We start from the raw sequence: 22,826 nt of genomic DNA, 5'->3' as shown, positions 1-22,826 counted from the left end.
GCTAAAATAAGTTGAATATTTTATATAAAGCAAAAGTATTAAAAAACCAGTGATTTGACTCAAATCACTGGTTTTATTGTGAAATTTGGCTCGATTTTAAAGTACTTTTGCGTTTTTTACTTTTTGTTGAGTTAAAGCGATTTCTAAAACTTCAGACATATCACTTACAAAATGAAATTTCAAGCCTTTTAAATAATCAGCCTTAATTTCTTCAATATCTTTTTTATTATCTGCACACAGAATAATTTCTTTTACTTTAGCACGCTTGGCGGCTAAGATTTTTTCTTTAATTCCGCCTACTGGTAACACTTTTCCTCGAAGTGTGATTTCACCAGTCATAGCAATGCTCTTTTTAACTTTTCGCTGTGTGAATAATGAAACTAATGAAGTTAACATTGTAATTCCTGCACTAGGGCCATCTTTTGGTGTGGCACCTTCTGGTACATGAATATGCACATTATAATTTGAAAAAACATCAGGATTAATATCAAAATTTTCAGAATTTGCTTTGATGTATTCCATGGCAATGGTTGCCGACTCTTTCATGACTTTACCTAAGTTTCCAGTAATGTTAAGATTGCCTTTGCCTTTAGATAAAATAGACTCTATAAATAAAATATCACCACCTACGCTTGTCCAGGCTAAACCAGTTACAACTCCAGCAACATCATTATTTTCATAACGGTTGCGCTCAAGCCTTGCTGGTCCTAAAACTTCAACTAATTTATCATTATTTATTTTTGCATCATGCTCTTCTTCCATTGCAATAGATTTTGCGATGTAGCGTACAACTTTTGCAATTTGTTTTTCAAGACCGCGAACACCTGACTCACGCGTATAACCTTCTATAATTTTTTCTAATTGAGGTTTGCCTATTTTAATTTGGTTTTTCTTGAGTCCGTGTTCTTTAATTTGTTTAGGAAGTAAATGTCGTTTTGCTATTTCAACCTTTTCTTCAATAGTGTAACCGTTAACATTGATGATTTCCATTCTATCACGTAAAGCTGGCTGAATAGTCCCTAAATTATTTGAGGTAGCTATAAACATGACTTTCGATAGATCGAAGCCGAGCTCTAAAAAATTATCGTGAAACTCGCTATTTTGCTCTGGGTCGAGCACTTCTAATAATGCTGATGATGGATCGCCTTGGTGAGAATTGCTCAGCTTATCGATTTCATCTAATACAAAAACTGGATTAGACGTACCTGCTTTTTTCAAACTTTGAATAATTCGCCCTGGCATGGCACCGATATATGTTTTTCTATGACCTCTAATTTCGGCCTCATCACGAAGTCCGCCAAGTGAGATACGAACATATTCTCTACCTAAGGCTTCTGCAACTGATTTACCTAGTGAAGTTTTACCTACGCCTGGAGGTCCATATAAGCAAAGAATTGGCGATTTCATATCATTTCGCAACTTTAAAACAGCCAAATATTCAATAATTCTTCTTTTTACGTCTTCTAAACCATAATGGTCGCGATCAAGAATTTTTTGAGCTTTATTTAAATCAAATTTATCTTTACTAAACTCATTCCAAGGCAGGTCTAAAAATAAATCTAAATAGTTACGTTGTATAGAAAACTCCGCTACTTGTGGGTTCATTCGCTGCATTTTTGCCAACTCTTTCTGGAAATGCTCGTTTACCTTTTTATCCCACTTTTTAGATTTGGCGCGTTGACGCATTTCTTCAATTTCAGATTCATGAGAAACACCACCTAATTCTTCTTGAATTGTTTTCATTTGTTGGTGCAGAAAATATTCACGCTGTTGTTGGCTCATATCATTCTGCACCTTCGACTGAATATCGTTTTTTAATTCAAGTTTTTGAAACTCTAAATTCATATATTTTAGAGTGGCTAAAGCGCGATCTTTTAAATCGTTTGTTTCAAGTAATTCTTGTTTATCTGCTACATCTAAATTCATGTTTGATGAAACAAAATTGACCAAGAATGAAGAACTCTCGATATTTTTAATGGCAAACGAAGCTTCAGAAGGTATGTTAGGACTATCTTTAATAATTCGAAGCGATAAATCTTTGATAGAATCTATTATTGCTGAAAATTCTTCATCAACTAGGTTTGGCCTTTTTTCAGGAACCTCTAAAACGCTGCATTTTAAGTAAGGTTCACTTTCAACTAATTCATTAATCGCAAAGCGCTTTTTACCTTGAATAATAACAGTTGTGTTACCGTCAGGCATTTTTAAAACTCGTAAAATCCTTGCTACAACACCAACTTTATTGATGTCTTCTAAATCTGGTTGCTCTTTTTCTTCATTCTTTTGTGTGACAACACCAATAATTTTATCGCCATTATTAGCGTCGTTAATTAATTGAATTGATTTGTCTCTACCTGCTGTAATAGGAATGACGACACCTGGAAATAATACCGTATTTTTTAATGGCAAAATGGGTAAAACTTCTGGTAAGTCTTCTTTATTAATTAACTCTTCATCTTCGGTCGTCATCAAAGGGATTAACTCCGCATCTTCCTCGATATCTTGTGATGACAAATTGTCAATATTAAATATGTTTGATTTAGCCATAGTAATGTTTTAGTCAATTTGTCAGTTTTTTAAAACTCACAAATTCTGTAATAATTTGATTTTAAGAATAGGGAATGTATTTTTTACATTCTTATTAAAATAGGACAATAGGCATGCCAACTTATAATTTGGCAGTTGGTTTTGATTTACGAATAATTAATCTGGCGCCTTTATCGTACTTAATATAATTATAAATCCAATTGGCAAAAGTAATAATTCTATTTCGAAAGCCAACTAAAAACCACAAATGAACAAGCATCCAAATATACCAAGCCATAGTACCAGATAATGTTGTTTTATTTAAATCGACTACAGCTTTATGACGGCCAATTGTTGCCATTGTTCCTTTATCAAAATATTTAAAAGCTTTTGGCTTTTCGTTTTTCAATGCGGCTTTTAAGTTATTTGCTAAATTTTTAGCCTGTTGAATTGCAGGTTGCGCAACTTGTGGATGCCCGTCAGGAAATGCTGAAGTTTGCATTAGTGCAATGTCTCCCAAAGCATATATATCCTCAGCATTTTCAACTTCATGAAATTCGTTAACTTTATAGCGGTGTTTTACAATTACATCTTGGTCTAAACCTTCAACCGTTGCGCCTTTTACACCTGCACTCCAAATAAAATTGTAAGTAGGAATCACTTCATCTTGGCTAGTTTTTACTTGATTACCATCATAATTAGTTACCATGACATCAGTTTTAACTTTTACTGATAAATTTCTAAGATAATTTTCAGCATTTGTTGAAGAAGTTTTAGACATTACAGGCAGTACGCGTGATTGTCCTTCAAGTAAAATAATTTCAATATCGTTGCTATCAAATTCAGGATAATCTTCCTTAAAAATATGTTGTTTAAGTTCACCTAAAGCACCACATAACTCAACGCCAGTTGGTCCCGCACCAGCAATAACAAAACGCAAAAAAGCCTTTTTTTCTTCTGTATCTTGTACATTAGAAGCTTTTTCTAAATTCTCTAATATTCGGCTTCTTAAATTTAAAGCTTGAGAAACACTCTTCATCCAATAAGCGTGTTTTTTAATAGCGTCGTTACCAAAAAAATTAATTTCAGTACCTGTACAAATAACTAACTTATCATAATTGATGTCTCCTATATTTGAATGAATTAATTTTTGAGAAGTATTAATTGAAGTGACTTCTGCCAATTTAAAAAATAAATTATCGGCTTTGTTTAAAAGTTTCCTCAATGGATAAGCAATAGAGTCAGGCTCTAATCCAAAAGTACTTACCTGGTATAACAATGGCTGAAATGCATGGTAATTTTGTTTATCAAGTAATAAAACCTGATAATCGGTATGTTGCAATGACTTAGCTAAGTTAATCCCTGCAAAGCCACCACCGATAATTACAATTCGGTCTGAATTTGATTCTGGTAACATGAAATTTTTCTTTAAAGTAGAGTTTAAACTGAAGTTTGAAAAAAATTTAAATAAACTTTATCGTTTACCAGTTGAAATATTCATAAAAATATCTACGAAATCGTTTTCGTAAATTGAAAATATCTCTATTTTTGCCGAAAATTTCAATATTACTAGCCATCATGAATACAACCAACAATTATGAAAAGGAACTTAGTTTTCAAGCTAATCGCCGAAAATCTTCAGTTAAATTTATCAATATTGTTAATGATTTATTTTACGATAAATCTATTGAATTAGTTTTATTCAGAAATTCACTTATCAATAAAAATGCAAGTGAAATATTAAGTTTACATGAATATGCAGGTGAATTTGTTGGTAAACCCATTTCCGTATTCGACTCTGTAGAAATTGCCGAAGCTATTCAAAATTTAGATTTACCACCATCAAAATTAGATATTGGCAAATTAACCTATGAATTTCAACTAGAGCCATCTAATGCGCATAATGCCGTTAGCTTTATTTCAAAAAAATTAGCAGATGCAAAAACAGCTACCAAACTTGAACCAAAAGATGTTGTTTTATACGGATTTGGAAGAATTGGTCGTCTTTTAGCTCGCGAGTTAGCTACAAAAACAGGTAAAGGTGATCAATTGCGTTTACGAGCTATTGTTACACGTGGTGAAATTAATGAAACTGTTTTAGAGAAAAGAGCTTCTTTACTTAATAATGATTCTGTTCATGCGAATTTTAATGGCACAGTTTCAGTTGATGTTGAAAATCAAGCTTTAATCATAAATGATACAACAGTACATATGATTTCAGCAAACGCTCCAGAAGATATTGATTATACTGAATATGACATTAATAATGCACTTATTATTGACAACACAGGTGCTTTTAGGGATCATGAAGCATTAAGCAGACACCTAAAATCTAAAGGCGCTGCAAAGGTTCTTTTAACAGCACCAGGTAAAGGCGTTCTTAATATTGTTCACGGTGTTAATCAAAACGAGCATGATATTAATAAAGTTGACATATTCTCAGCTGCTTCATGCACTACCAACGCTATTACTCCAATTTTAAAAGCAGTTGATGATACTTTTGGTGTATCTCATGGACATTTAGAAACTATTCATGCTTATACCAACGACCAGAATTTAGTTGATAATATGCATAAAAAGTACCGCCGTGGACGTGCAGCAGCACTTAATATGGTGATTACTGAAACTGGTGCAGGAAAAGCCGTGGCTAAAGCCTTACCAAAACTTGAAGGTAAATTAACCTCTTCTGCAATTCGAGTTCCAGTTCCTAATGGCTCTCTGGCAATCTTAAATTTAACTTTTGATAAAGCAACTACTAAAGATGAACTTAACGCTTGTATTAAATCTTTTGCTTTAGAAGGCGATTTGGTAGAACAAATAAAATACTCAATAGATAATGAATTAGTATCAAGTGATATTGTTGGCACTTCGGCACCTTCAATCTACGATAGTTACGCTACTATTGTTGAAGGTAAATCTAATAATGCGGTTTTATACATTTGGTACGACAACGAATATGGATACAGCCACCAAGTCATCAGGTTGGCTAAATATATTTCTAATGTAAGACGTTTCACTTACTATTAGAATGTTTGTTTCTTTTGATTTCAGGATGACCCTTAGCTTTTTGCTAAGGGTTTTTTTGTACTTTTACAGCCTACTTTTAACAACCATTAAAAACATATACAATGAAACTTCAACTAAAACTTCTACCGATTGTAATGTTTAGCTTTTTATTAGCGAAGCCTTCACAAGCTCAAAACAAAACCGACTCCACAGCCAATTCTGTTATAAAGCAATTTGAAACGACTATTTCAAAAGCCAATAATTATCAAGATTATAAAGTCGTTAAAAAACAAGCGATACGAAGTTTACAAAATGAAGTTACCAATGAGATAGACCGTCTTGAATCTAAAATTAACAACTTAGATCAAATCATTTCAAAAAGAAATGAAACCATTAAAAGTCTAAAAGCTGAAGTTTCTAGTTTAAAAACAAAAAATTCAAGTTTAGAAAATCAGCAAGAAGAAATGAAATTATTTGGTTCAATCAGTTTAACCAAAACAACATACCGCTTAGTTTTATGGTCTATTGTTGCTGTATTACTATTGCTTTTGCTATTTTTTATGTTTAGGTTTAGAAGAAGCCATATTATTAATGCTGAAATTAAAGCTAACCTTAAAAACCTCGATCAAGAATTTCAAAATTATAAACATAACGCCTTAGAAAAACAACAAAAGCTAGGTAGGCAACTTCAGGACGCTAAAAATGATCTTCAGAAAATTAAAAAAGATAATTAAAATTGAAAGTTTCTCATCGTTTTTATGAGTTCCTAACAGAGGATTCTGATTCACGTATTTGCAAATCGATTCCCGATTCTGATTGCACAAATGTTCCAAGAAACTTTAGTTTAAATGTTTTAAATGGTAGTCTAACCAAGTTAGCTGAAGCAATTATAAGTCCAAATTTAACGCTTGCTTGGATTTTAACTTTTTTAAACGCACCTGTATTTCTAATTGGTAGTTTGGTCCCTGCAAAAGACATAGGTTCATTACTACCACAACTTATTGTGAGCGGGAAAATAAGACAATTTAAAGTAAGAAAATACTTTTGGACAACAGCAGCTATTATACAATCTATTTGTATGTTTTTAGGAGGAATTGTAGTGTTTTATTACCATGACAGCACTTTAGCATCTTACAGCATCCTCGCATTAATTTTTTTATTTAGCATAGCTTCTGGCGTAGGTTCCGTGAGTTTTAAAGATGTTGTTGGCAAAACAATCCCTAAAGGTGAACGTGGACAAATGCTCAGTTATCGGTCAACATTTGGAGGAATATTAGCATTAATAGCAGGACTTTTTATTAGCTTTTTTGTTAAAGAAAATGCTTCAGCTGAAATTTACGCTACATTATTTATTTCTGCAGGTATTTTATGGTTTCTTGCTGCAATTGTTTTCTACGGAATTTCTGAAGAAAAAGGCGCAACAAAAGGCGGCCGATCACCAATTAACGAAATTAAAGAAGGTTTAAAATTCATTAAATCTGATGATAACTACCGAAACTTTTTATTTACCCGAGCATTGTTAATGGCTATTCCTCTACTTCAACCCTTTTATGTGGTTTTAGCCAATCAACTTACGGGAAATTCATTTGCGAGTTTGGGCTATTTAATCGTTGTAACTAGCATTGCACAAATCATTAGCAGTCCACTTTGGGGAAAAATTGCAGACAAGTCAAGTTTAAAACTTTTACAAATTGCTAGCGGTATTGCTTTAATAGGAATTGCATACGCCATAATAATTTATCTCCAAAATCCATCTCAAATATCTATCAGTTTTATTTTACCTCTATTTTTTGTTAATGCTATCGCTTACGCAGGCGCAAGATTAAGCCGAAAAACTTACTTGGTAGATTATGCACCTGATAAAGATAGACCGACTTATGTTGCCATGGCAAGTACATTTATAGGCCTATTTACAATTATAACAGCTAGTTTTGGTTTAATAACCGATTATTTTGGTCTTTTATATCAATTTATATTCTTTGCAATTTTATTAATTGTTTGCATTGCCTTCAGTTTAAAACTAAAAGATATTCAAAATGAGAATTGATATTATAAGTGTTGTCCCTGATTTGATTAAAAGTCCGTTTGAAGGCTCAATTATTCAAAGAGCTATTTCAAAAGGTCATGTAGAAGTTTTTTTTCATAATTTAAGAGATTACACTTCAAATAATTACAAACAAGTTGACGATTACCAATATGGTGGCGGCGCCGGCATGGTTATGATGATTGAGCCAATAGATAAATGTATTTCAAAATTAAAAAGTGAACGCAATTACGATGAAGTCATCTACATGACACCTGATGGCGAAACATTAAATCAAGCTATGGCTAACCAAATGTCATTACTAAAAAATATCATTATTTTATGCGGCCACTATAAAGGTGTAGACCAGCGCGTACGTGATTTATTCATTACTAAAGAAATTTCAATTGGTGATTATGTGCTTTCTGGTGGCGAACTAGGAGCTGCCATTTTAAGTGATGCCATTATCAGGTTAATTCCAGGTGTTTTAGGAAATGAAACTTCGGCCTTAACAGATTCGTTCCAAGACAATTTATTATCACCACCAATTTATACAAGACCTTCAAATTACAAAGGTCATGGAGTACCTCAAGTCTTGTTAAGCGGTCACAATCAAAACGTTGAAAAATGGAGAGATGATAAAGCGCTAGAGCGAACAAGAAATTTAAGACCAGATTTGTTGGACGAATAATTTTATAGATTAGAATAAATTACTATTTTTGCAAACTATTATTAACCTCTGACGAAGATCGTGAATGTTAGTAATAATTAAAAAATAATAATTATAAGATGGATTTAGTAAAGTTTGTCCAAGACGAATTTGTTGAAAAGAAAGACTTTCCAGAATTTTCTTCAGGTGATACCATTACGGTTTACTACGAAATTAAAGAAGGTCAAAAAACAAGAACTCAGTTTTTTAAAGGTGTTGTAATTCAGGTTAAAGGAACTGGATTATTAAAAACATTCACCATTAGAAAAATGAGTGGAACTGTTGGTGTTGAAAAGATTTTTCCAATTAACATGCCAGCACTTCAAAAAATTGAAGTTAATAAAAGAGGTAGCGTTAGACGTGCTCGTATTAATTACTTCAGAAATCTCACAGGTAAGAAGGCTAAAATTAAAGAAAAGCGTTCAAACTAAGAAAATCAAAAAGCTTGCAAATTGCAAGCTTTTTTTTTGATCATTATCAAAATATTAAAATAAGCTCAAATCATTCAATTATTATTTATATTTGATTGATTTATTTAAATTATTTATAACTAATAAAACATAAATTTATGAGTCAAGATTCTTCTCACATTGTTTATACAAAAACTGATGAGGCACCAGCCTTAGCTACTTACTCATTTTTACCTATTGTAAGAAAGTTTACAAATACGGCTAACATACAAGTTAGCTCTAAAGATATTTCACTTTCAGCTCGTATTCTAGCCAACTTAAAGGACTTTTTACCAGAACATCAACAGGTTAATGATGCTTTAGCCGAACTAGGCGAACTTGCTAAAACACCCGAAGCAAACATTATTAAATTACCTAATATAAGTGCCTCTGTACCACAACTTTCAGCGGCAATTAAAGAATTGCAACTAAAAGGTTATGAAGTACCCGATTATCCTACAAATCCACAAAACGATAAAGAAAAGTCAATTAAAGCTGCTTATGCAAAGGTTTTAGGAAGTGCAGTTAATCCAGTTTTACGAGAAGGTAATTCAGATCGACGAGTGGCTGAACCAGTTAAAGAATACGCAAAAGCTAATCCGCATCGACTTGACGACTGGAGCAAAGATTCGCAATCTCACGTTGCGCACATGGATGATGGCGACTTTTACGGTAGTGAGAAGTCGTTAACTATGCCGAATTCAGATATCATAAATATCGAATTAGAAACTTCAACAGAAACTAAAAAACTAAAAAAAGGCTTAAACTTAGAACAAGGCGAAGTAATTGATGCGTCTGTATTGACAGTTTCAAAACTTAAAAATTTTATTTCAAAAGAAATTGAAGATGCCAAGCAAAAAAACATCTTATTTTCTGTGCACTTAAAGGCTACGATGATGAAGGTCTCAGACCCAATCATTTTTGGTCACGTTGTTAAAGTTTATTTTGAAGAACTTTTTGATAAATACCAAAAAGAATTTACTCAACTTAGTGTAAATGTAAATAATGGAATTGGTGATGTTTTTGATAAGATTAGTGAATTACCAAAAAATCAACAAGACGCCATTAAAGAAGACATTGAAGCTATTTATGATAAAAAAGCAGATTTAGCAATGGTTGATAGTGATAATGGTATTACAAATCTTCATGTCCCAAGTAATGTTATTATTGACGCCTCAATGCCAGCAGCCTTTAAAAGTGGTGGTAAAATGTGGAATAAAAATAATGAAACCCAAGACATGAAAGCGATCATCCCAGACCGATCTTATGCCGGAATCTACCAGCAAGTTATTGATTTTTGCAAAGCTAACGGCAAATTTGATGTTACAACCATGGGGAATGTTTCTAATGTTGGTCTTATGGCTAAAAAAGCTGAAGAATATGGCTCGCACGACAAAACTTTCGAAATACCAGAAGCTGGAACTGTACTTGTAAAAAATAAAAATGGAGATGTTTTATTATCACATAAAGTTGAAGCTGGCGATATTTGGAGAATGTGCCAAACAAAAGATTTACCAATAAAAGATTGGGTTAAATTAGGTGTTAAACGTGCAAAAGCAACAGGCAATCCAGCAATCTTTTGGCTTGATGAAAATCGTGGTCATGATACAGAGTTAATCAAAAAAGTTAAGCATTACCTTAAAGAGCATGACTTAACAGGTTTAGAAGTAAAAATCATGAACCCAAAAGATGCCATGAAATACACTTTAGAACGTGTTAAAGAAGGAAAAGATACCATTTCAGTAACAGGAAACGTCTTGCGAGATTATTTAACCGACCTTTTCCCTATCCTAGAATTAGGTACAAGTGCTAAAATGTTATCGATTGTACCTCTATTAGCAGGTGGCGGCTTATTTGAAACTGGCGCTGGTGGTTCTGCACCAAAACATGTGCAACAATTTGTAAAAGAAGGCCATTTACGTTGGGACTCTTTAGGTGAATTTTTAGCACTTGCCGTTTCTATTGAAGATATCGCTGAAAAGACTAATAATGCAAAAGCTCAAGTTATAGCTAAAGCTCTTAATAAGGCAAATAGCACTTATCTTAAAAATGACAAATCACCTTCCCGAAAGGTCAATGAAATTGATAACCGCGGAACTCACTTTTACTTAGCAAAATATTGGGCTGAAGCCTTAGCTGAACAAGATGAAGACGAAGATTTAAAAGTTATTTTTTCAGAATTAGCAAAACATTTAAAAGCTAATGAAGCTAAGATTAATGAAGAATTACTCAATGCACAAGGCAAGCCTGTAAATATTGAAGGTTACTATTTCCCAGATGAAAAATTAGTAACAAAACAAATGCGTCCGAGTAAAACTTTAAATGACTTGATTGACGTTTAGTTTACAGGATTTAATTTCAAAAAAAAATCAGGATTCAACGTCCTGATTTTTTTTGAAAATATTGAAATAAAAAAAGCCGAATTTAAAATTCGGCTTTTTTGTTTCAATTAGAAGAAATATATTATTTTTTAAACTTCTTGTATTTGTTTTTGAACTTATCAATTCTACCAGCCGTATCAACTAACTTAGTTTTACCTGTGTAAAAAGGATGAGATGTTCTTGAAATTTCTAATTTAACTAAAGGATATTCAGTCCCATCAACTTCTAAAGTTTCTTTTGTATTTGCAGTAGATTTAGTGATAAAAACTTCATTATTAGACATATCTTTAAATGCAACTAATCTATAATTTTCTGGGTGTATACCTTTTCTCATTTTTCAAATATTTAATTCAGTTTGCAAATTTAGATAAAAATTAAAACTAAACAATATATTTTCAAAAAAATATCTGTTTATAATTCTTCAATCTAACTAAGAATTTTGATTACTTTCGTAGTAAAGATTATATTTGCAATTATTTAATACTATGGAACATCAAGATATTTCTATAAAACCTTATGCTACAAGATTTGGTTTAGCTTTTGGCGGAGCATCAATTTTAGTCTTGCTCCTATTGTACGTATTTCAATTAGAACAAAATGCTGGCATAGGAATATTAAATTTGTTAATTAATACAGCCATTGTATTTTATGCCATTCATTTATATAAAAATGATAACGCTGCTCAACTCAATTTTTCAACAGCATTAAAAATTGGTTTAGCCATTGGTGCAATAGGCGGATTAATTTATGCAGTTTATACCTACTTACATTACAGTTTTATTCAGCCTGAGTTTATTGAATCTATGAAAACTGAAGCATTAACAGCTGTTGAAGCTGAAATTACTAAGCAGAAAATGGAAGGCGAACAAGCTGAAATGGCAAAATCTGTAGCACTATTATTTACAACACCATTTGTCATAGCTACAATGGGATTAATTTCAATTATGCTTAAAACCTTCTTTATTAGCTTAATTGTTGGCCTCATTAAGAAAAATTAAACCATGCAGATATCCATTGTAATTCCTTTACTCAATGAAGCTGAGTCTATTGAAGAATTATATCAATGGATTAAACAAGTGATGATTAAACACAAGTTTAGCTACGAAGTTATCTTTATCGACGATGGAAGCAAGGATAACTCTTGGAAAATCATCAGTAAAATCATAGAAACTTCAACTGAAGTCTCCGGAATTCGGTTTTCAAGAAACTTTGGCAAATCTCAAGCACTTGCTGCTGGTTTTAAAAATGCTCAAGGTGATATAATTATCACTATGGATGCAGACCTACAAGATAGTCCAGAAGAAATTCCGCAGTTATATCAAAAAATTACCCAAGAAAATTTCGATTTGATTTCTGGGTGGAAGAAAAAGCGTTACGATTCAGTGCTATTCAAAAATTTACCTTCAAAATTATTTAATGCTGCTGCAAGATCTACTTCAGGTCTAAAATTACACGATTTTAACTGTGGACTCAAAGCCTACAAAAAAGAAGTCATTAAAACCATAAAACTTAGTGGTGAAATGCATCGTTATATTCCGGTCTTAGCAAAAAATGAAGGCTTTGATAAAATTACTGAACAAGTCGTTAAACACCAAGCTAGAAAATATGGTCATACAAAATTTGGAGCAGAGCGCTTTATCAATGGATTTTTAGACTTGATAACGATTTGGTTTTTTTCTAAATTCGGGAAACGGCCTATGCATCTATTTGGAGCATTTGGTGTTTTGATGTTTTTAATAGGTTTTATAGCTGCATTCTGGATTGGCGCATCTAAACTTTACAAACTATACAACAATATACCAGACATTTTGGTGGTCGATAATCCTTGGTTTTATATTGCTTTAACCGCTATGCTAATTGGTATACAACTATTTATTGCTGGCTTTGTAGGTGAGCTGATTCTTAAAAACAATCAGCAAAAGTCAAACTATAACATTAAAGAATTTTTAAACTAATTACAATGAAAATAGTAATCGAAAAAGCTAAATCTTGGCTAGATAAACATATTTTTGACGAACAAACTGTTAATGAAGTTCAAGAGCTCATCTCGAATGACCCAAAAAACTTGGAAGAAGCGTTTTATAAAAATTTAGCCTTTGGCACTGGCGGAATGCGAGGTGTTATGGGCGCTGGCACTAACCGAATTAATAAGTATACCCTTGGTAAAAACACACAAGGAATTGCTAATTACCTTAAAAAATCATTCCCAAACGAGCAACTAAAAGTAGCAATTGCCTACGATTGCAGACACAACAGTAAAAAATTTGCTTACGAGGTTGCCAGTGTCTTTTCTGCAAACAGAATTCAAGCCTACATCTTTCCAGAATTACGCCCAACACCGCTTCTATCCTATTCAGTCAAGCATTTAGATTGTCACTGTGGCATTGTTCTTACTGCAAGTCACAATCCACCAGAATATAATGGCTACAAAGTCTATTGGAAAGATGGCGGACAACTTGTTCCGCCTCAAGATCATGAAATTATTGCTGAAATTGAGCAACTACAGTTTAATGAAATTAAATTCGAAGCCAATCACGAATTAATTAAAGAGTTAGACGAAACTACCGATCAAGCATTTATAAATGACGTGATCAAAAACGGTAGCTTTTCTACACCAACTGAAGCAAAAAATAAACTAAATATTGCGTTTACTTCGCTACATGGCACATCAATCACTTTAGTACCCCAAACGCTAAAGCAAGCAGGCTATAAAAACCTTCATATTGTAGAAGAGCAAGCTGAACCAAATGGAAAATTTCCAACAGTTAAATCACCTAACCCAGAAGAACCTGAAGCACTAGAACTTGCTTTAAAATTAGGTAAAAAAACAAACAGCGATTTAGTTATTGGTACAGATCCAGATAGTGATCGCTTAGGAATTGCTGTTCGTGATTTGCAAGGTGAACTTCAATTGCTCAATGGTAACCAAACAATGGTTTTAATGACGGCATTTTTACTAGAACAATGGCAAAAAAAATCTAAGCTAAATCAAAGTGAATTCGTAGCATCAACCATTGTTTCTACACCAATGATGCGCGTTTTAACTGAAAGTTATGGCGTTGAATACAAAGAGAGTTTAACAGGTTTTAAATGGATTGCTAAATTAATTAAAGATTATCCAGAACTTAATTTTATTGGCGGTGGTGAAGAAAGTTTTGGCTTTATGGTTGGAGACTTCGTACGTGATAAAGATGCAGTAACTTCAATTTTGTTAGTTTGCGAAATGGCAGCCCAGCTAAAAGCAAACGGTTTAAGTCTTTACGAAAAGCTTATTCAGCTTTATATTGATCATGGCTACTTTAAAGAAAAACTAGTAGCTTTAGTTAAAAAAGGAATTGAAGGTGCTGAAGAAATCAAGCAAAAAATGGTTAGCCTTCGACAACAACCGATCGAAACAATTGATGGTGAAAAAATTGTTTTAATTGAAGATTACCAAACAAGTATTGCAACAAACAAACAAGACCATAGCAGCTACACTTTAAGTGTACCTAAATCTAATGTGCTTATTTTTTATACTGAAAACGGTACAAAAGTTGCCGCAAGACCAAGTGGTACTGAACCAAAAATTAAATTTTACATCAGCGTTAATTCGGCTTTAAGTAAAAAAGAAGACTTTAATGAAGTTTCTTTAAACCTTGAAGCTAAACTCAACCGTATTGTAACTGAATTAGGCATTGCCTAAATTTAAAATTAATGACCTACTTTAAAAAAATTATTCGCTTTGCGATTCCTTATAAACGCTACGCAATTTTAAATATCATAGCTAATATTTTCTATGCTATTTTTAGTGCACTTTCATTTTTAGCGTTGATTCCAATGCTTGATGTCTTATTTGGACAAAATGAATGTGGTAAAGAAGACGTGATTCAAAAGCCTACCTACGAAGGTATTACTTCAGCAAAAGACTATTTCAAAGATTATTTTGCTTACCAAGTCAATAGTTTTGCAGAAGATGATGCTTCAAAAGCATTAATGTTAGTCATCGGCTTAGTCGTTATTTTATTTTTACTCAAAAATTTAGCTAATTATTTAGCCATGTTTTTTATCACTTTTTTGCGAAATGGTGTATTAAAGGACTTAAGAAACGCTTTGTATAAAAAAACAATAGAACTGCCACTATCTCATTACTCTGAAAAACGAAAAGGCGATACAATTGCCAGAATTACTAGTGACGTACTTGAAATTCAACATTCATTTTTATCTATTTTAGAACTAATTGTACGTGAGCCACTGACCATATTAGTCACCATTTTTGCCATGTTACTAATAAGTGTTAAGCTTACTATATTTGTGTTTATTTTTATACCAATTTCTGGTTTTTTAATATCATTAATCGGTAAATCACTCAAAAAGCAATCTGATAAAGTTCAAAAAGAACAAGGTTACTTTTTGTCAATTTTAGAAGAAACTTTAGGCGGACTTAAAATTATTAAAGGTTTTAATGCTGAATCTATCTTTTACAACAAGTTTAAATCTTCAACCGAAAATTTTTTCAATTATTCTAATTCATTACTTAATCGTCAAAATTTAGCCTCACCGGCATCTGAATTTTTAGGTATTGCAGTCATTGCTGTGTTATTATGGTATGGCGGCAATATGGTTTTAAATGAAGGTTTATTAGACGGAAGTAGCTTTATTGCCTACATGGGGTTAGCTTACAATATTCTTACACCAGCTAAAGGAATTTCAAAAGCAAGCTACAATGTTAAAAAAGGAAACGCAGCTGCAGAGCGTGTTTTAGAAATTCTTGAGACTGAAAACAGGATTCAAGACTCAAAAGAAGCTATTCCAAAAACTGACTTTAAAAAAGCCATATCAATTAAAAACTTATGGTTTAAATATGAAGATGAATATGTCTTAAAAAACTTTTTTGCGCATATCAAGAAAGGAGAAACGCTAGCTTTAGTTGGCCAATCAGGTAGCGGAAAATCTACTATTGCTAATCTGTTAACCAGATTTTACGATACAAATAAAGGTGAAATATCTATTGATGATATCAAGCTTAAAAACTTAAAACAAAAAGATTTACGCCAATTGATGGGACTCGTGACGCAAGATTCAATTTTGTTTAATGACACAATTGCTGAAAACCTACGAATTGGAAAACCTGATGCTACTGATGATGAGCTAATCAAAGCTTTAAAAATAGCTAATGCTTTTGAGTTTGTAAATAGTTTACCTAAAGGTATAGAAACTAATATTGGTGATAGTGGTAATAAACTTAGTGGTGGTCAAAAACAACGGCTTTCTATAGCCCGAGCCGTTCTTAAAAATCCGCCGATTATGATCCTTGATGAAGCAACTTCAGCCTTAGATACCGAAAGTGAACGACTGGTTCAAAAAGCACTTGAAAACATGATGAAAAACAGAACATCTGTTGTTATTGCGCATAGACTTTCAACTATTCAAAATGCCGATAAAATAATTGTGCTACAAAAAGGTGAAATTGTTGAACAAGGAAAGCATGACGAGTTAATGGCGAAAAAAGGCACCTATATGAAATTAGTTGAAATGCAATCATTTGAATAAGGACAAAGCTTGACTGAAGAAGAAATCATATCGAATTTACAGCAAGGGAAAAGAAAGGAAGAAGCCTTCGCAGCATTAGTCGAACAACACAAAGTAAGATTATATTGGCATATCAGAAACTTGGTGAAAATTCATGAAGATGCAGATGATGTCCTTCAAAATACGTTTATTAAGGTTTTTAAAAATATAAAAAACTTTAAAGGAGAAAGTAAACTTTATAGTTGGATGTACCGAATTGCAACCAACGAATCAATTACATTCTTAAACAAAAAAGCGAAGAAAAAAAATATTAGTGTTCCTGAGCTAAAAGACTTTATTTTAAATTCATTAGAAAGTGACGTCTATTTTGAAGGTGATGCAATTGAATTAAAATTACAAAAAGCAATTGAAACACTTCCAGATAAACAAAAACAGGTGTTTTTAATGAAATACTTTGAAAATTTACCATACAAAGATATTTCTGAAATACTAAACACAAGTGAAGGCGCTTTAAAATCTAACTATCATCATGCCACAAAAAAAATTGAAAAATACTTGAAGAATAATTAAACTTTAAAGTAAAGCACTAGTCTAAAAATCAAATGAATAAACAAAAAGACACATATCAAAAATCTGGATTTAAAGTCCCTGATAATTATTTTAAGGAATTTAAAATTAATCAGTTAGACCTTGTTGATAAGAACGTATTTAAAGTGCCAGATAACTATTTTGAGGATTTAGAGATAAAGTTACCTCAGGAGTCAAAAGTAATAAATCTAAAGCAACGCATTTTACTTATTTCAAGCTCAGTAGCGGCTATTCTTATAATTGCCATCATTGCATTTAATCAGCCTAGAAATAATCAAAAGTTAAATTCATTTTCTAATGTTGAGCAATCTGAAATAGAAAATTACTTAGAAACAGAATTAGAAAATCCTGAAGATTATATTAACAACAATGTTCCTTTAAATTTTAACGATTTTGAAGAATCTCAATTGACTTCAGAAGAAATTGCTGAATATTTAGGAGACAATCTTTATGAAGAAGATTTTATAAATGAGTAAAATGAAGAAAATAATTTTATTAGTCACGCTTAGTTTAAGTCTCATGAGTTTTGCTCAAGATGATGACAAAATTGAAAGTCTAAAAATAGCTTTTTTTACAGAAGAACTTCAACTTACACCTGATGAAGCAAAATTATTTTGGCCAGTATATAATAAACATACAAACATTTATTATAATTTGAGAGATCAACAATGGTCTTCCATAAAAAAGCGTTTAGACAAGATTAAATCACTTTCTGAAACCGAAGCTAATCAGCTTTTAGATGATTACATCAATTATAAAACAAAACGCAATCAAATAAGAGTTGATTATGTTAATGCCTTGAAAAAGGTTATTTCGCCGAAGCAAATTATGATGCTTAAAAAAGCTGAATATGACTTTAACAAAAAACTCATAAAACAATACAGTTCTAAATCTTCAACTAAAGACTAATTATGTAAATTTGCGCAAAAATCAGTTAATGCGCCTACATAGGAATTTAGTCTTTGCAGTTATAGATACACTGCACTTAATTTTCAACGATAATAAATACGCTGATAAAGAAATCTCAAAAACACTAAAACGTGATAAACGTTGGGGTTCAAGAGATCGCGGATTTATCGCCGAAACGACTTACGATATTGTTCGTTGGCAACGCTTATATGCTGAAATCGCAGAAGTTAAATTACCTTATTCTAGGCCTAATTTATTTAGATTATTTACAGTTTGGGCAACACTTAAGGGCATTGAAATACCTGATTGGCCTCAGTTTGAAGACACACCAACTAGACGTATTAAAGGTAAATTTGATGAACTTTCAAAAATTAGAAAATACCGTGAATCAGTCCCAGATTGGCTTGACGAGCTTGGTGTTAAAGAACTTGGAGAGAAAAAATGGACGAAAGAGCTTAATGCGCTGAATAGTCAAGCGCCTGTAGTTTTAAGAGTAAATACACTTAAAACATCACCAAAGAAAGCCCAATTTCAACTAGACGATGAAGGTATTTCGACAAAGTTAATTCCAAAATACCCATTGGCACTTGAACTTTATGAACGTAAAGATGTTTTCAAAACCAAAAGTTTTAAAGATGGCTTATTTGAAGTTCAAGATGCTTCATCTCAAAAAATTGCTGAAGCGCTAGATGTAAAACCAGGAATGCGTGTTATAGATGCGTGTGCTGGCGCTGGCGGAAAAAGCCTACACTTGGCTGCTTTAATGGAAAATAAAGGTCAAATTATTGCCTTAGACATCTACGCTAATAAGTTAAAAGAACTTAAACGCCGTGCTAAACGCGCAGGTGCTCACAATATTGACACACGTCACATAGAAAATTCAAAAGTCGTAAAAAAACTTTACAATTCGGCTGATCGAGTTCTAATCGATGCACCATGTACTGGCTTAGGTGTTTTAAGACGTAATCCTGATGCTAAATGGAAATTAAGTCCAGAATTTATAGCCAGAATTAGAAAAGAACAGCAAAACATATTGAAACAATACAGTAAGATGTTAAAATCTGGTGGTAAACTAGTTTACGCGACATGTTCTATCTTTCCAAGTGAAAATCAACTGCAAGTCCAAGAATTCTTAAATTCAGTTGAAGGTGAAACATTTAGTTTAACTAATGAAGAAAAAATACTGGCACATACCTCAGGTTACGACGGTTTTTATTTCGCAACTTTACAAAAACAATAATAACTCCAATTACATGAAGAAGTTTTTTGCCTTTTTAGGTTTTAGTTTAATGAGCTTTCAAGTTAGTTTAGCTCAAGCCCCAAATGGATATTATGATTCTGCTCAAGGACTCAATGGTTACAATTTAAAAACTGCCTTAAATTTAATTATTGACGATATTGATGACAATAACGGTTATCCATTCCATCAAGACCAAGGTTATGGTGCTTTATATGATGCCTATGCTAACCCTAACAGTGGCGACACTGATAATTATTATGAAAATGATGGCAGTGTTTTAGATTTATACTCTGAAATACCAAATGGTCAAGATAGTTATTTTTACAACCACTATTCACAACAGTGTGGTAACTATAATAGTGAAAACGATTGCTATAATCGTGAACATTTAGTTCCACAATCGACTTTTAATAGTGCTTCACCAATGAAGAATGATTATTTTCATGTGATACCAACCGATGGCTATGTTAACGGGCAACGCGGTAGTTATCCTTTTGGCGAAGTAGATAATGCCACATGGACTTCTACTAACGGTTCTAAAAAAGGCTCAAATACTTTTCCAGGATATTCAGGAACTGTTTTTGAACCTATAGACGAGTTTAAAGGTGACATTGCAAGATCTGTACTCTATTTTGCCATCCGTTATGAACAAGAATTCAGTTCAAGTTGGGATAATAATGAAGTTTTAACCGACAATGATCCTAATCAATTTTATGTACAATGGTATATAGATTTATTGATTAATTGGCACTTAAATGACCCTGTAAGTCAACGTGAAATAGACCGCAATAATAATGGGTTTGCTTTTCAAGGCAATCGAAATCCACTAATTGATCACCCAGAATATGTTCAGCTTATTTGGGATCCCAACCCAGATACACAAGCACCAACTGCACCAACTAATATTACAGCCAATAATATTACAAGTTCTAGTGTAGAGTTAAGTTGGGATGCTTCAACAGATGATACTGGCGTTACTAATTACGAGGTAGAACAAGATAATGTCGTTATTGCTAACTTATCTCAAGATCAACTTTCTTATCAAGTAACTAACCTTGATTCAGAAACGCTTTACAATTTTAGAGTTTATGCTATAGATGGAACTGGTAATATCTCAAACCCAAGTAATAATCTAGAAGTTACAACTTTAGCTACTCCAGATTATCTTATCAATGAAGATTTTAATAACTGTAATACGGTACAATTTGAAGTTGTTAATGAATCAGGTGATTTAACGTGGAGTTGTACTGAAGAATTTGGAGAAAATAACACAGGTAGTTACCAAATGAATGCATTTTCTGGTGGGTCAACACAATCTGGTATTGATTGGTTAATCACTTCAACACCAATTAATTTTGATACAAGCTCATCTGCTCTACTTAGCTTTTATACTGATGCGAGTTATGGTAATACAGCCTTAGAATTAGTTTACTCTACCGATTACTCGGGAGGAATGTCACCATCAAATTCAACTTGGACAGCTGTTCCAAATATTAATATTCCTCTTCATTCAGACGGAAGCGGCTCAGAAGAAGTCTACACCTTTAGTCAAATTGATATCTCATCAATTTCTGGGAGTGGTGTTTATCTAGCTTTTAAGTACGATACAACCGATGGTGAAAGTGCTACACGATGGACTGTAGATAATTTTATTATTGAAGGCGATGTTTTGAATATTAATTCGTCACAGACGTCATTTGATATAAAACTGTTTCCTAATCCAGTTGAAGGTAATCGTTTGCAAGTTGAAAGTTCTAAAGACATTAAAAGTATTCATCTTTTTGATTTAAATGGGAGATTAGTCAGAACACTGAAAATTTCAAGTAACAATAGCATTTCAGTTGAAGGTTTGACAAAAGGTATTTACTTACTTGAAATTAATACAACTACTGCTAAGCAAGTTGAAAAAATAATTATCAATTAATTATTTCAAGCTTGATATAAAAAAAAGCCAGGTCTTTCGACTTGGCTTTTTTTATTAGAAATAGTAAGTTACTTTCCTTGACCTTGACTCATCATTAAAGTTTGAATGCGTTTTTGTAATTCTGGACTTGTTCTCATTTTATTCATGATAGACTCGTAAGTTTTCATGTCCATACCACTAGATTTCACTTTTTCCTCCATCTTAGCTTGAATAGAAGCTTGCATACTTTCAATTTTCCCCATTGCTTTCTCAAACATTTTCTTTTCTTCATCCGTTGCTTCAACGGTTTTGTTGGGATTGTTTTCTGCTTGGTACATTTCGTTAAAACGTTGTGGCTGCAAACCGGCTTCTTGAATTACGCCCATCATTTCCTGTTGAACTTTCATGCTTTCTTGTTGCACGATTTGGTAAGCATTTGCAAATTGTTTTAATTGTTCATCACTAACTTTTTGTTCTGTTTGAGCAAAACTAAATGTAGAAACAAAAATAGCGAGTGTAAAAAAAATTGTTCTTAACATAATAATTATTTAATTTTGGCAATTATAATGAATGCGAATACTAATAGAAAAATGAAAGTGTTAAGATTATAGTAAAAATCATTCTTTTAATTTGGCTTTTTCCCAATAAACATCCATTTCTTCGAGACTTAATTGGTTTAAATCTTTGCCTTCAGCTTTTGTGTTTTGCTCTAAAAACTTAAAACGTTTAATAAATTTTTTGTTGGTACGTTCTAAGGCGTCTTCAGGATTTATACCCAAGAAACGTGCATAATTAATCATAGAAAATAACACATCACCAAATTCAGCTTCAATTTTATCATGATTTTTTTCTTTAACTTCAATTGATAATTCATTAAGCTCTTCATTTACTTTTTCTAAGACTTGAGAATCCTGTTCCCAATCAAAACCGACACCTGCTACTTTGTCCTGAATTCGGCTGGCTTTAACCATAGCTGGTAAAGATTTAGGTACACCTTCTAAAACTGAAGTTTTACCTTCTTTTAATTTAAGAGCTTCCCAATTTTTTTTAACCTCATCTTCATCTTTTACCTTTACATCTCCGTAAATATGTGGATGACGATCGATTAGTTTATCACCTATAGAATTAGCGACGTCAGCAATATCAAAAACCTTTTTTTCACTCCCTATTTTACTGTAAAAAACAATGTGTAACAGTACATCACCTAATTCTTTTTTAACCTCTTCTAAATTGTTGTCCAAAATTGCATCGCCAAGTTCATAAACTTCTTCGATGGTTAAATGGCGTAAACTTTCTAAAGTTTGTTTACGATCCCAAGGGCATTTCTCACGTAAATCGTCCATAATATTCAATAAGCGTTCAATAGCTTTAAGTTGGTCTGCTCTTGTATTCATATCTATAGTTTTTGATAAAATTACATATAATACCAAATATCCCTTAAAATAAGACAAATAAATAGTTTCTAAATGCCTTTCTCTTTGTTAAAAAAAATGAAACATAGCCGAGCTACGTTTCATTTTTTTTGCCTTGATTAAGACAATTATAATTCAATTTCTTTTTATCTCATTTCATAGAACATTTGGT

Annotated in this window: 20 protein-coding genes; 15 read left to right on the top strand and 5 right to left on the bottom strand. The window is 32.4% G+C overall.

The window, feature by feature from the left end:
* Nucleotides 1-96: 96 nt before the first annotated feature.
* Nucleotides 97-2,547 (bottom strand): endopeptidase La, encoded by a 2,451-nt coding sequence (gene lon, locus BUB82_RS08030; RefSeq protein ID WP_073193099.1) that lies wholly within the window; start codon nucleotides 2,545-2,547, stop codon nucleotides 97-99.
* Between the two features lie 121 nt (nucleotides 2,548-2,668).
* On the bottom strand, nucleotides 2,669-3,943 hold the full coding sequence (locus BUB82_RS08025) for an NAD(P)/FAD-dependent oxidoreductase (protein WP_073193098.1): 1,275 nt from the start codon (nucleotides 3,941-3,943) through the stop codon (nucleotides 2,669-2,671).
* A gap of 161 nt (nucleotides 3,944-4,104) precedes the next feature.
* Here BUB82_RS08025 and BUB82_RS08020 point away from each other — a divergent pair, with 161 nt between their 5' ends.
* The 6 genes from BUB82_RS08020 to BUB82_RS07995 all read left to right on the top strand — a co-directional run bounded on the left by BUB82_RS08020 (nucleotide 4,105) and on the right by BUB82_RS07995 (nucleotide 11,055).
* Nucleotides 4,105-5,553 carry a glyceraldehyde-3-phosphate dehydrogenase gene (locus tag BUB82_RS08020; RefSeq protein ID WP_073193097.1) on the top strand — a complete coding sequence of 483 codons (1,449 nt, stop codon included), beginning with the start codon at nucleotides 4,105-4,107 and terminating at the stop codon, nucleotides 5,551-5,553.
* A 101-nt stretch (nucleotides 5,554-5,654) separates the two neighbouring features.
* The gene (locus BUB82_RS08015; protein WP_073193096.1) at nucleotides 5,655-6,266 is read left to right on the top strand and encodes a hypothetical protein; all 612 of its coding nucleotides are present in this window, start codon (nucleotides 5,655-5,657) and stop codon (nucleotides 6,264-6,266) included.
* A gap of 2 nt (nucleotides 6,267-6,268) precedes the next feature.
* The gene (locus BUB82_RS08010) at nucleotides 6,269-7,579 is read left to right on the top strand and encodes an MFS transporter (RefSeq protein WP_073193095.1); all 1,311 of its coding nucleotides are present in this window, start codon (nucleotides 6,269-6,271) and stop codon (nucleotides 7,577-7,579) included.
* Nucleotides 7,569-8,246 (top strand): tRNA (guanosine(37)-N1)-methyltransferase TrmD, encoded by a 678-nt coding sequence (gene trmD, locus BUB82_RS08005; RefSeq protein WP_073193094.1) that lies wholly within the window; start codon nucleotides 7,569-7,571, stop codon nucleotides 8,244-8,246. Before BUB82_RS08010 ends, trmD begins: the two co-directional genes overlap by 11 nt.
* Before the next feature lie 98 nt (nucleotides 8,247-8,344).
* Complete coding sequence (gene rplS, locus BUB82_RS08000) at nucleotides 8,345-8,695, top strand: 50S ribosomal protein L19 (RefSeq protein WP_073193093.1); 351 nt, start codon at nucleotides 8,345-8,347, stop codon at nucleotides 8,693-8,695.
* Nucleotides 8,696-8,832: 137 nt separating this feature from the next.
* Nucleotides 8,833-11,055 (top strand): NADP-dependent isocitrate dehydrogenase, encoded by a 2,223-nt coding sequence (locus BUB82_RS07995; protein WP_073193092.1) that lies wholly within the window; start codon nucleotides 8,833-8,835, stop codon nucleotides 11,053-11,055.
* A 121-nt stretch (nucleotides 11,056-11,176) separates the two neighbouring features.
* Here BUB82_RS07995 and BUB82_RS07990 read toward each other — a convergent pair whose 3' ends face one another.
* Nucleotides 11,177-11,428, bottom strand: coding sequence for a type B 50S ribosomal protein L31 (locus BUB82_RS07990; protein WP_073193091.1), 252 nt, complete (start codon nucleotides 11,426-11,428; stop codon nucleotides 11,177-11,179).
* A gap of 151 nt (nucleotides 11,429-11,579) precedes the next feature.
* On the opposite strand from BUB82_RS07990, the gene BUB82_RS07985 reads away from it, so the two are divergent.
* From BUB82_RS07985 to BUB82_RS07945, 9 genes are read left to right on the top strand one after another with little or no spacing between them, the layout of a single operon-like run.
* Nucleotides 11,580-12,092 carry a DUF4199 domain-containing protein gene (locus tag BUB82_RS07985; RefSeq protein WP_073193090.1) on the top strand — a complete coding sequence of 171 codons (513 nt, stop codon included), beginning with the start codon at nucleotides 11,580-11,582 and terminating at the stop codon, nucleotides 12,090-12,092.
* A 3-nt stretch (nucleotides 12,093-12,095) separates the two neighbouring features.
* Nucleotides 12,096-13,049: a glycosyltransferase family 2 protein gene (locus BUB82_RS07980; RefSeq protein ID WP_073193089.1), complete on the top strand. Its 954-nt coding sequence runs from the start codon at nucleotides 12,096-12,098 to the stop codon at nucleotides 13,047-13,049.
* Between the two features lie 5 nt (nucleotides 13,050-13,054).
* Nucleotides 13,055-14,776, top strand: coding sequence for a phospho-sugar mutase (locus BUB82_RS07975; protein ID WP_073193088.1), 1,722 nt, complete (start codon nucleotides 13,055-13,057; stop codon nucleotides 14,774-14,776).
* 11 nt (nucleotides 14,777-14,787) lie between these two features.
* On the top strand, nucleotides 14,788-16,623 hold the full coding sequence (locus BUB82_RS07970) for an ABC transporter ATP-binding protein (RefSeq protein WP_073193087.1): 1,836 nt from the start codon (nucleotides 14,788-14,790) through the stop codon (nucleotides 16,621-16,623).
* 9 nt (nucleotides 16,624-16,632) lie between these two features.
* Nucleotides 16,633-17,172: an RNA polymerase sigma factor gene (locus BUB82_RS07965; protein WP_073193086.1), complete on the top strand. Its 540-nt coding sequence runs from the start codon at nucleotides 16,633-16,635 to the stop codon at nucleotides 17,170-17,172.
* A gap of 32 nt (nucleotides 17,173-17,204) precedes the next feature.
* Nucleotides 17,205-17,666 (top strand): hypothetical protein, encoded by a 462-nt coding sequence (locus BUB82_RS07960; RefSeq protein ID WP_073193085.1) that lies wholly within the window; start codon nucleotides 17,205-17,207, stop codon nucleotides 17,664-17,666.
* Nucleotide 17,667: 1 nt separating this feature from the next.
* Nucleotides 17,668-18,099 (top strand): hypothetical protein, encoded by a 432-nt coding sequence (locus tag BUB82_RS07955; protein ID WP_234949771.1) that lies wholly within the window; start codon nucleotides 17,668-17,670, stop codon nucleotides 18,097-18,099.
* A gap of 28 nt (nucleotides 18,100-18,127) precedes the next feature.
* Entirely contained in the window at nucleotides 18,128-19,339 is a 1,212-nt protein-coding gene (locus tag BUB82_RS07950) for an RsmB/NOP family class I SAM-dependent RNA methyltransferase (protein WP_073193083.1), read from the top strand.
* Between the two features lie 13 nt (nucleotides 19,340-19,352).
* Nucleotides 19,353-21,263, top strand: a complete 1,911-nt coding sequence (locus BUB82_RS07945) for an endonuclease (protein ID WP_073193082.1) — start codon at nucleotides 19,353-19,355, stop codon at nucleotides 21,261-21,263.
* 68 nt (nucleotides 21,264-21,331) lie between these two features.
* Here BUB82_RS07945 and BUB82_RS07940 read toward each other — a convergent pair whose 3' ends face one another.
* Nucleotides 21,332-21,781 (bottom strand): DUF4168 domain-containing protein, encoded by a 450-nt coding sequence (locus BUB82_RS07940; RefSeq protein WP_073193081.1) that lies wholly within the window; start codon nucleotides 21,779-21,781, stop codon nucleotides 21,332-21,334.
* A 78-nt stretch (nucleotides 21,782-21,859) separates the two neighbouring features.
* A complete protein-coding gene (mazG, locus tag BUB82_RS07935; RefSeq protein ID WP_073193121.1) occupies nucleotides 21,860-22,636 on the bottom strand; it encodes a nucleoside triphosphate pyrophosphohydrolase in 777 nt (258 codons plus the stop codon).
* Nucleotides 22,637-22,826 lie beyond the last annotated feature (190 nt).

The sequence above is a fragment of the Psychroflexus salarius genome (assembly GCF_900129035.1).
Lineage (GTDB): Bacteria > Bacteroidota > Bacteroidia > Flavobacteriales > Flavobacteriaceae > Psychroflexus > Psychroflexus salarius.
This window is presented reverse-complemented; position numbering and strand designations above follow the sequence as displayed.

Bases quoted from the DNA above. Each gene is read 5' to 3' on its own strand.
- lon (WP_073193099.1), bottom strand. From the start codon at position 2,547: ATGGCTAAATCAAACATATTTAATATTGACAATTTGTCATCACAAGAT.
- BUB82_RS08025 (WP_073193098.1), bottom strand. From the start codon at position 3,943: ATGTTACCAGAATCAAATTCAGACCGAATTGTAATTATCGGTGGTGGC.
- BUB82_RS08020 (WP_073193097.1), top strand. From the start codon at position 4,105: ATGAATACAACCAACAATTATGAAAAGGAACTTAGTTTTCAAGCTAAT.
- BUB82_RS08015 (WP_073193096.1), top strand. From the start codon at position 5,655: ATGAAACTTCAACTAAAACTTCTACCGATTGTAATGTTTAGCTTTTTA.
- trmD (WP_073193094.1), top strand. From the start codon at position 7,569: ATGAGAATTGATATTATAAGTGTTGTCCCTGATTTGATTAAAAGTCCG.
- rplS (WP_073193093.1), top strand. From the start codon at position 8,345: ATGGATTTAGTAAAGTTTGTCCAAGACGAATTTGTTGAAAAGAAAGAC.
- BUB82_RS07995 (WP_073193092.1), top strand. From the start codon at position 8,833: ATGAGTCAAGATTCTTCTCACATTGTTTATACAAAAACTGATGAGGCA.
- BUB82_RS07990 (WP_073193091.1), bottom strand. From the start codon at position 11,428: ATGAGAAAAGGTATACACCCAGAAAATTATAGATTAGTTGCATTTAAA.
- BUB82_RS07985 (WP_073193090.1), top strand. From the start codon at position 11,580: ATGGAACATCAAGATATTTCTATAAAACCTTATGCTACAAGATTTGGT.
- BUB82_RS07980 (WP_073193089.1), top strand. From the start codon at position 12,096: ATGCAGATATCCATTGTAATTCCTTTACTCAATGAAGCTGAGTCTATT.
- BUB82_RS07975 (WP_073193088.1), top strand. From the start codon at position 13,055: ATGAAAATAGTAATCGAAAAAGCTAAATCTTGGCTAGATAAACATATT.
- BUB82_RS07970 (WP_073193087.1), top strand. From the start codon at position 14,788: ATGACCTACTTTAAAAAAATTATTCGCTTTGCGATTCCTTATAAACGC.
- BUB82_RS07960 (WP_073193085.1), top strand. From the start codon at position 17,205: ATGAATAAACAAAAAGACACATATCAAAAATCTGGATTTAAAGTCCCT.
- BUB82_RS07955 (WP_234949771.1), top strand. From the start codon at position 17,668: ATGAAGAAAATAATTTTATTAGTCACGCTTAGTTTAAGTCTCATGAGT.
- BUB82_RS07950 (WP_073193083.1), top strand. From the start codon at position 18,128: ATGCGCCTACATAGGAATTTAGTCTTTGCAGTTATAGATACACTGCAC.
- BUB82_RS07945 (WP_073193082.1), top strand. From the start codon at position 19,353: ATGAAGAAGTTTTTTGCCTTTTTAGGTTTTAGTTTAATGAGCTTTCAA.
- BUB82_RS07940 (WP_073193081.1), bottom strand. From the start codon at position 21,781: ATGTTAAGAACAATTTTTTTTACACTCGCTATTTTTGTTTCTACATTT.
- mazG (WP_073193121.1), bottom strand. From the start codon at position 22,636: ATGAATACAAGAGCAGACCAACTTAAAGCTATTGAACGCTTATTGAAT.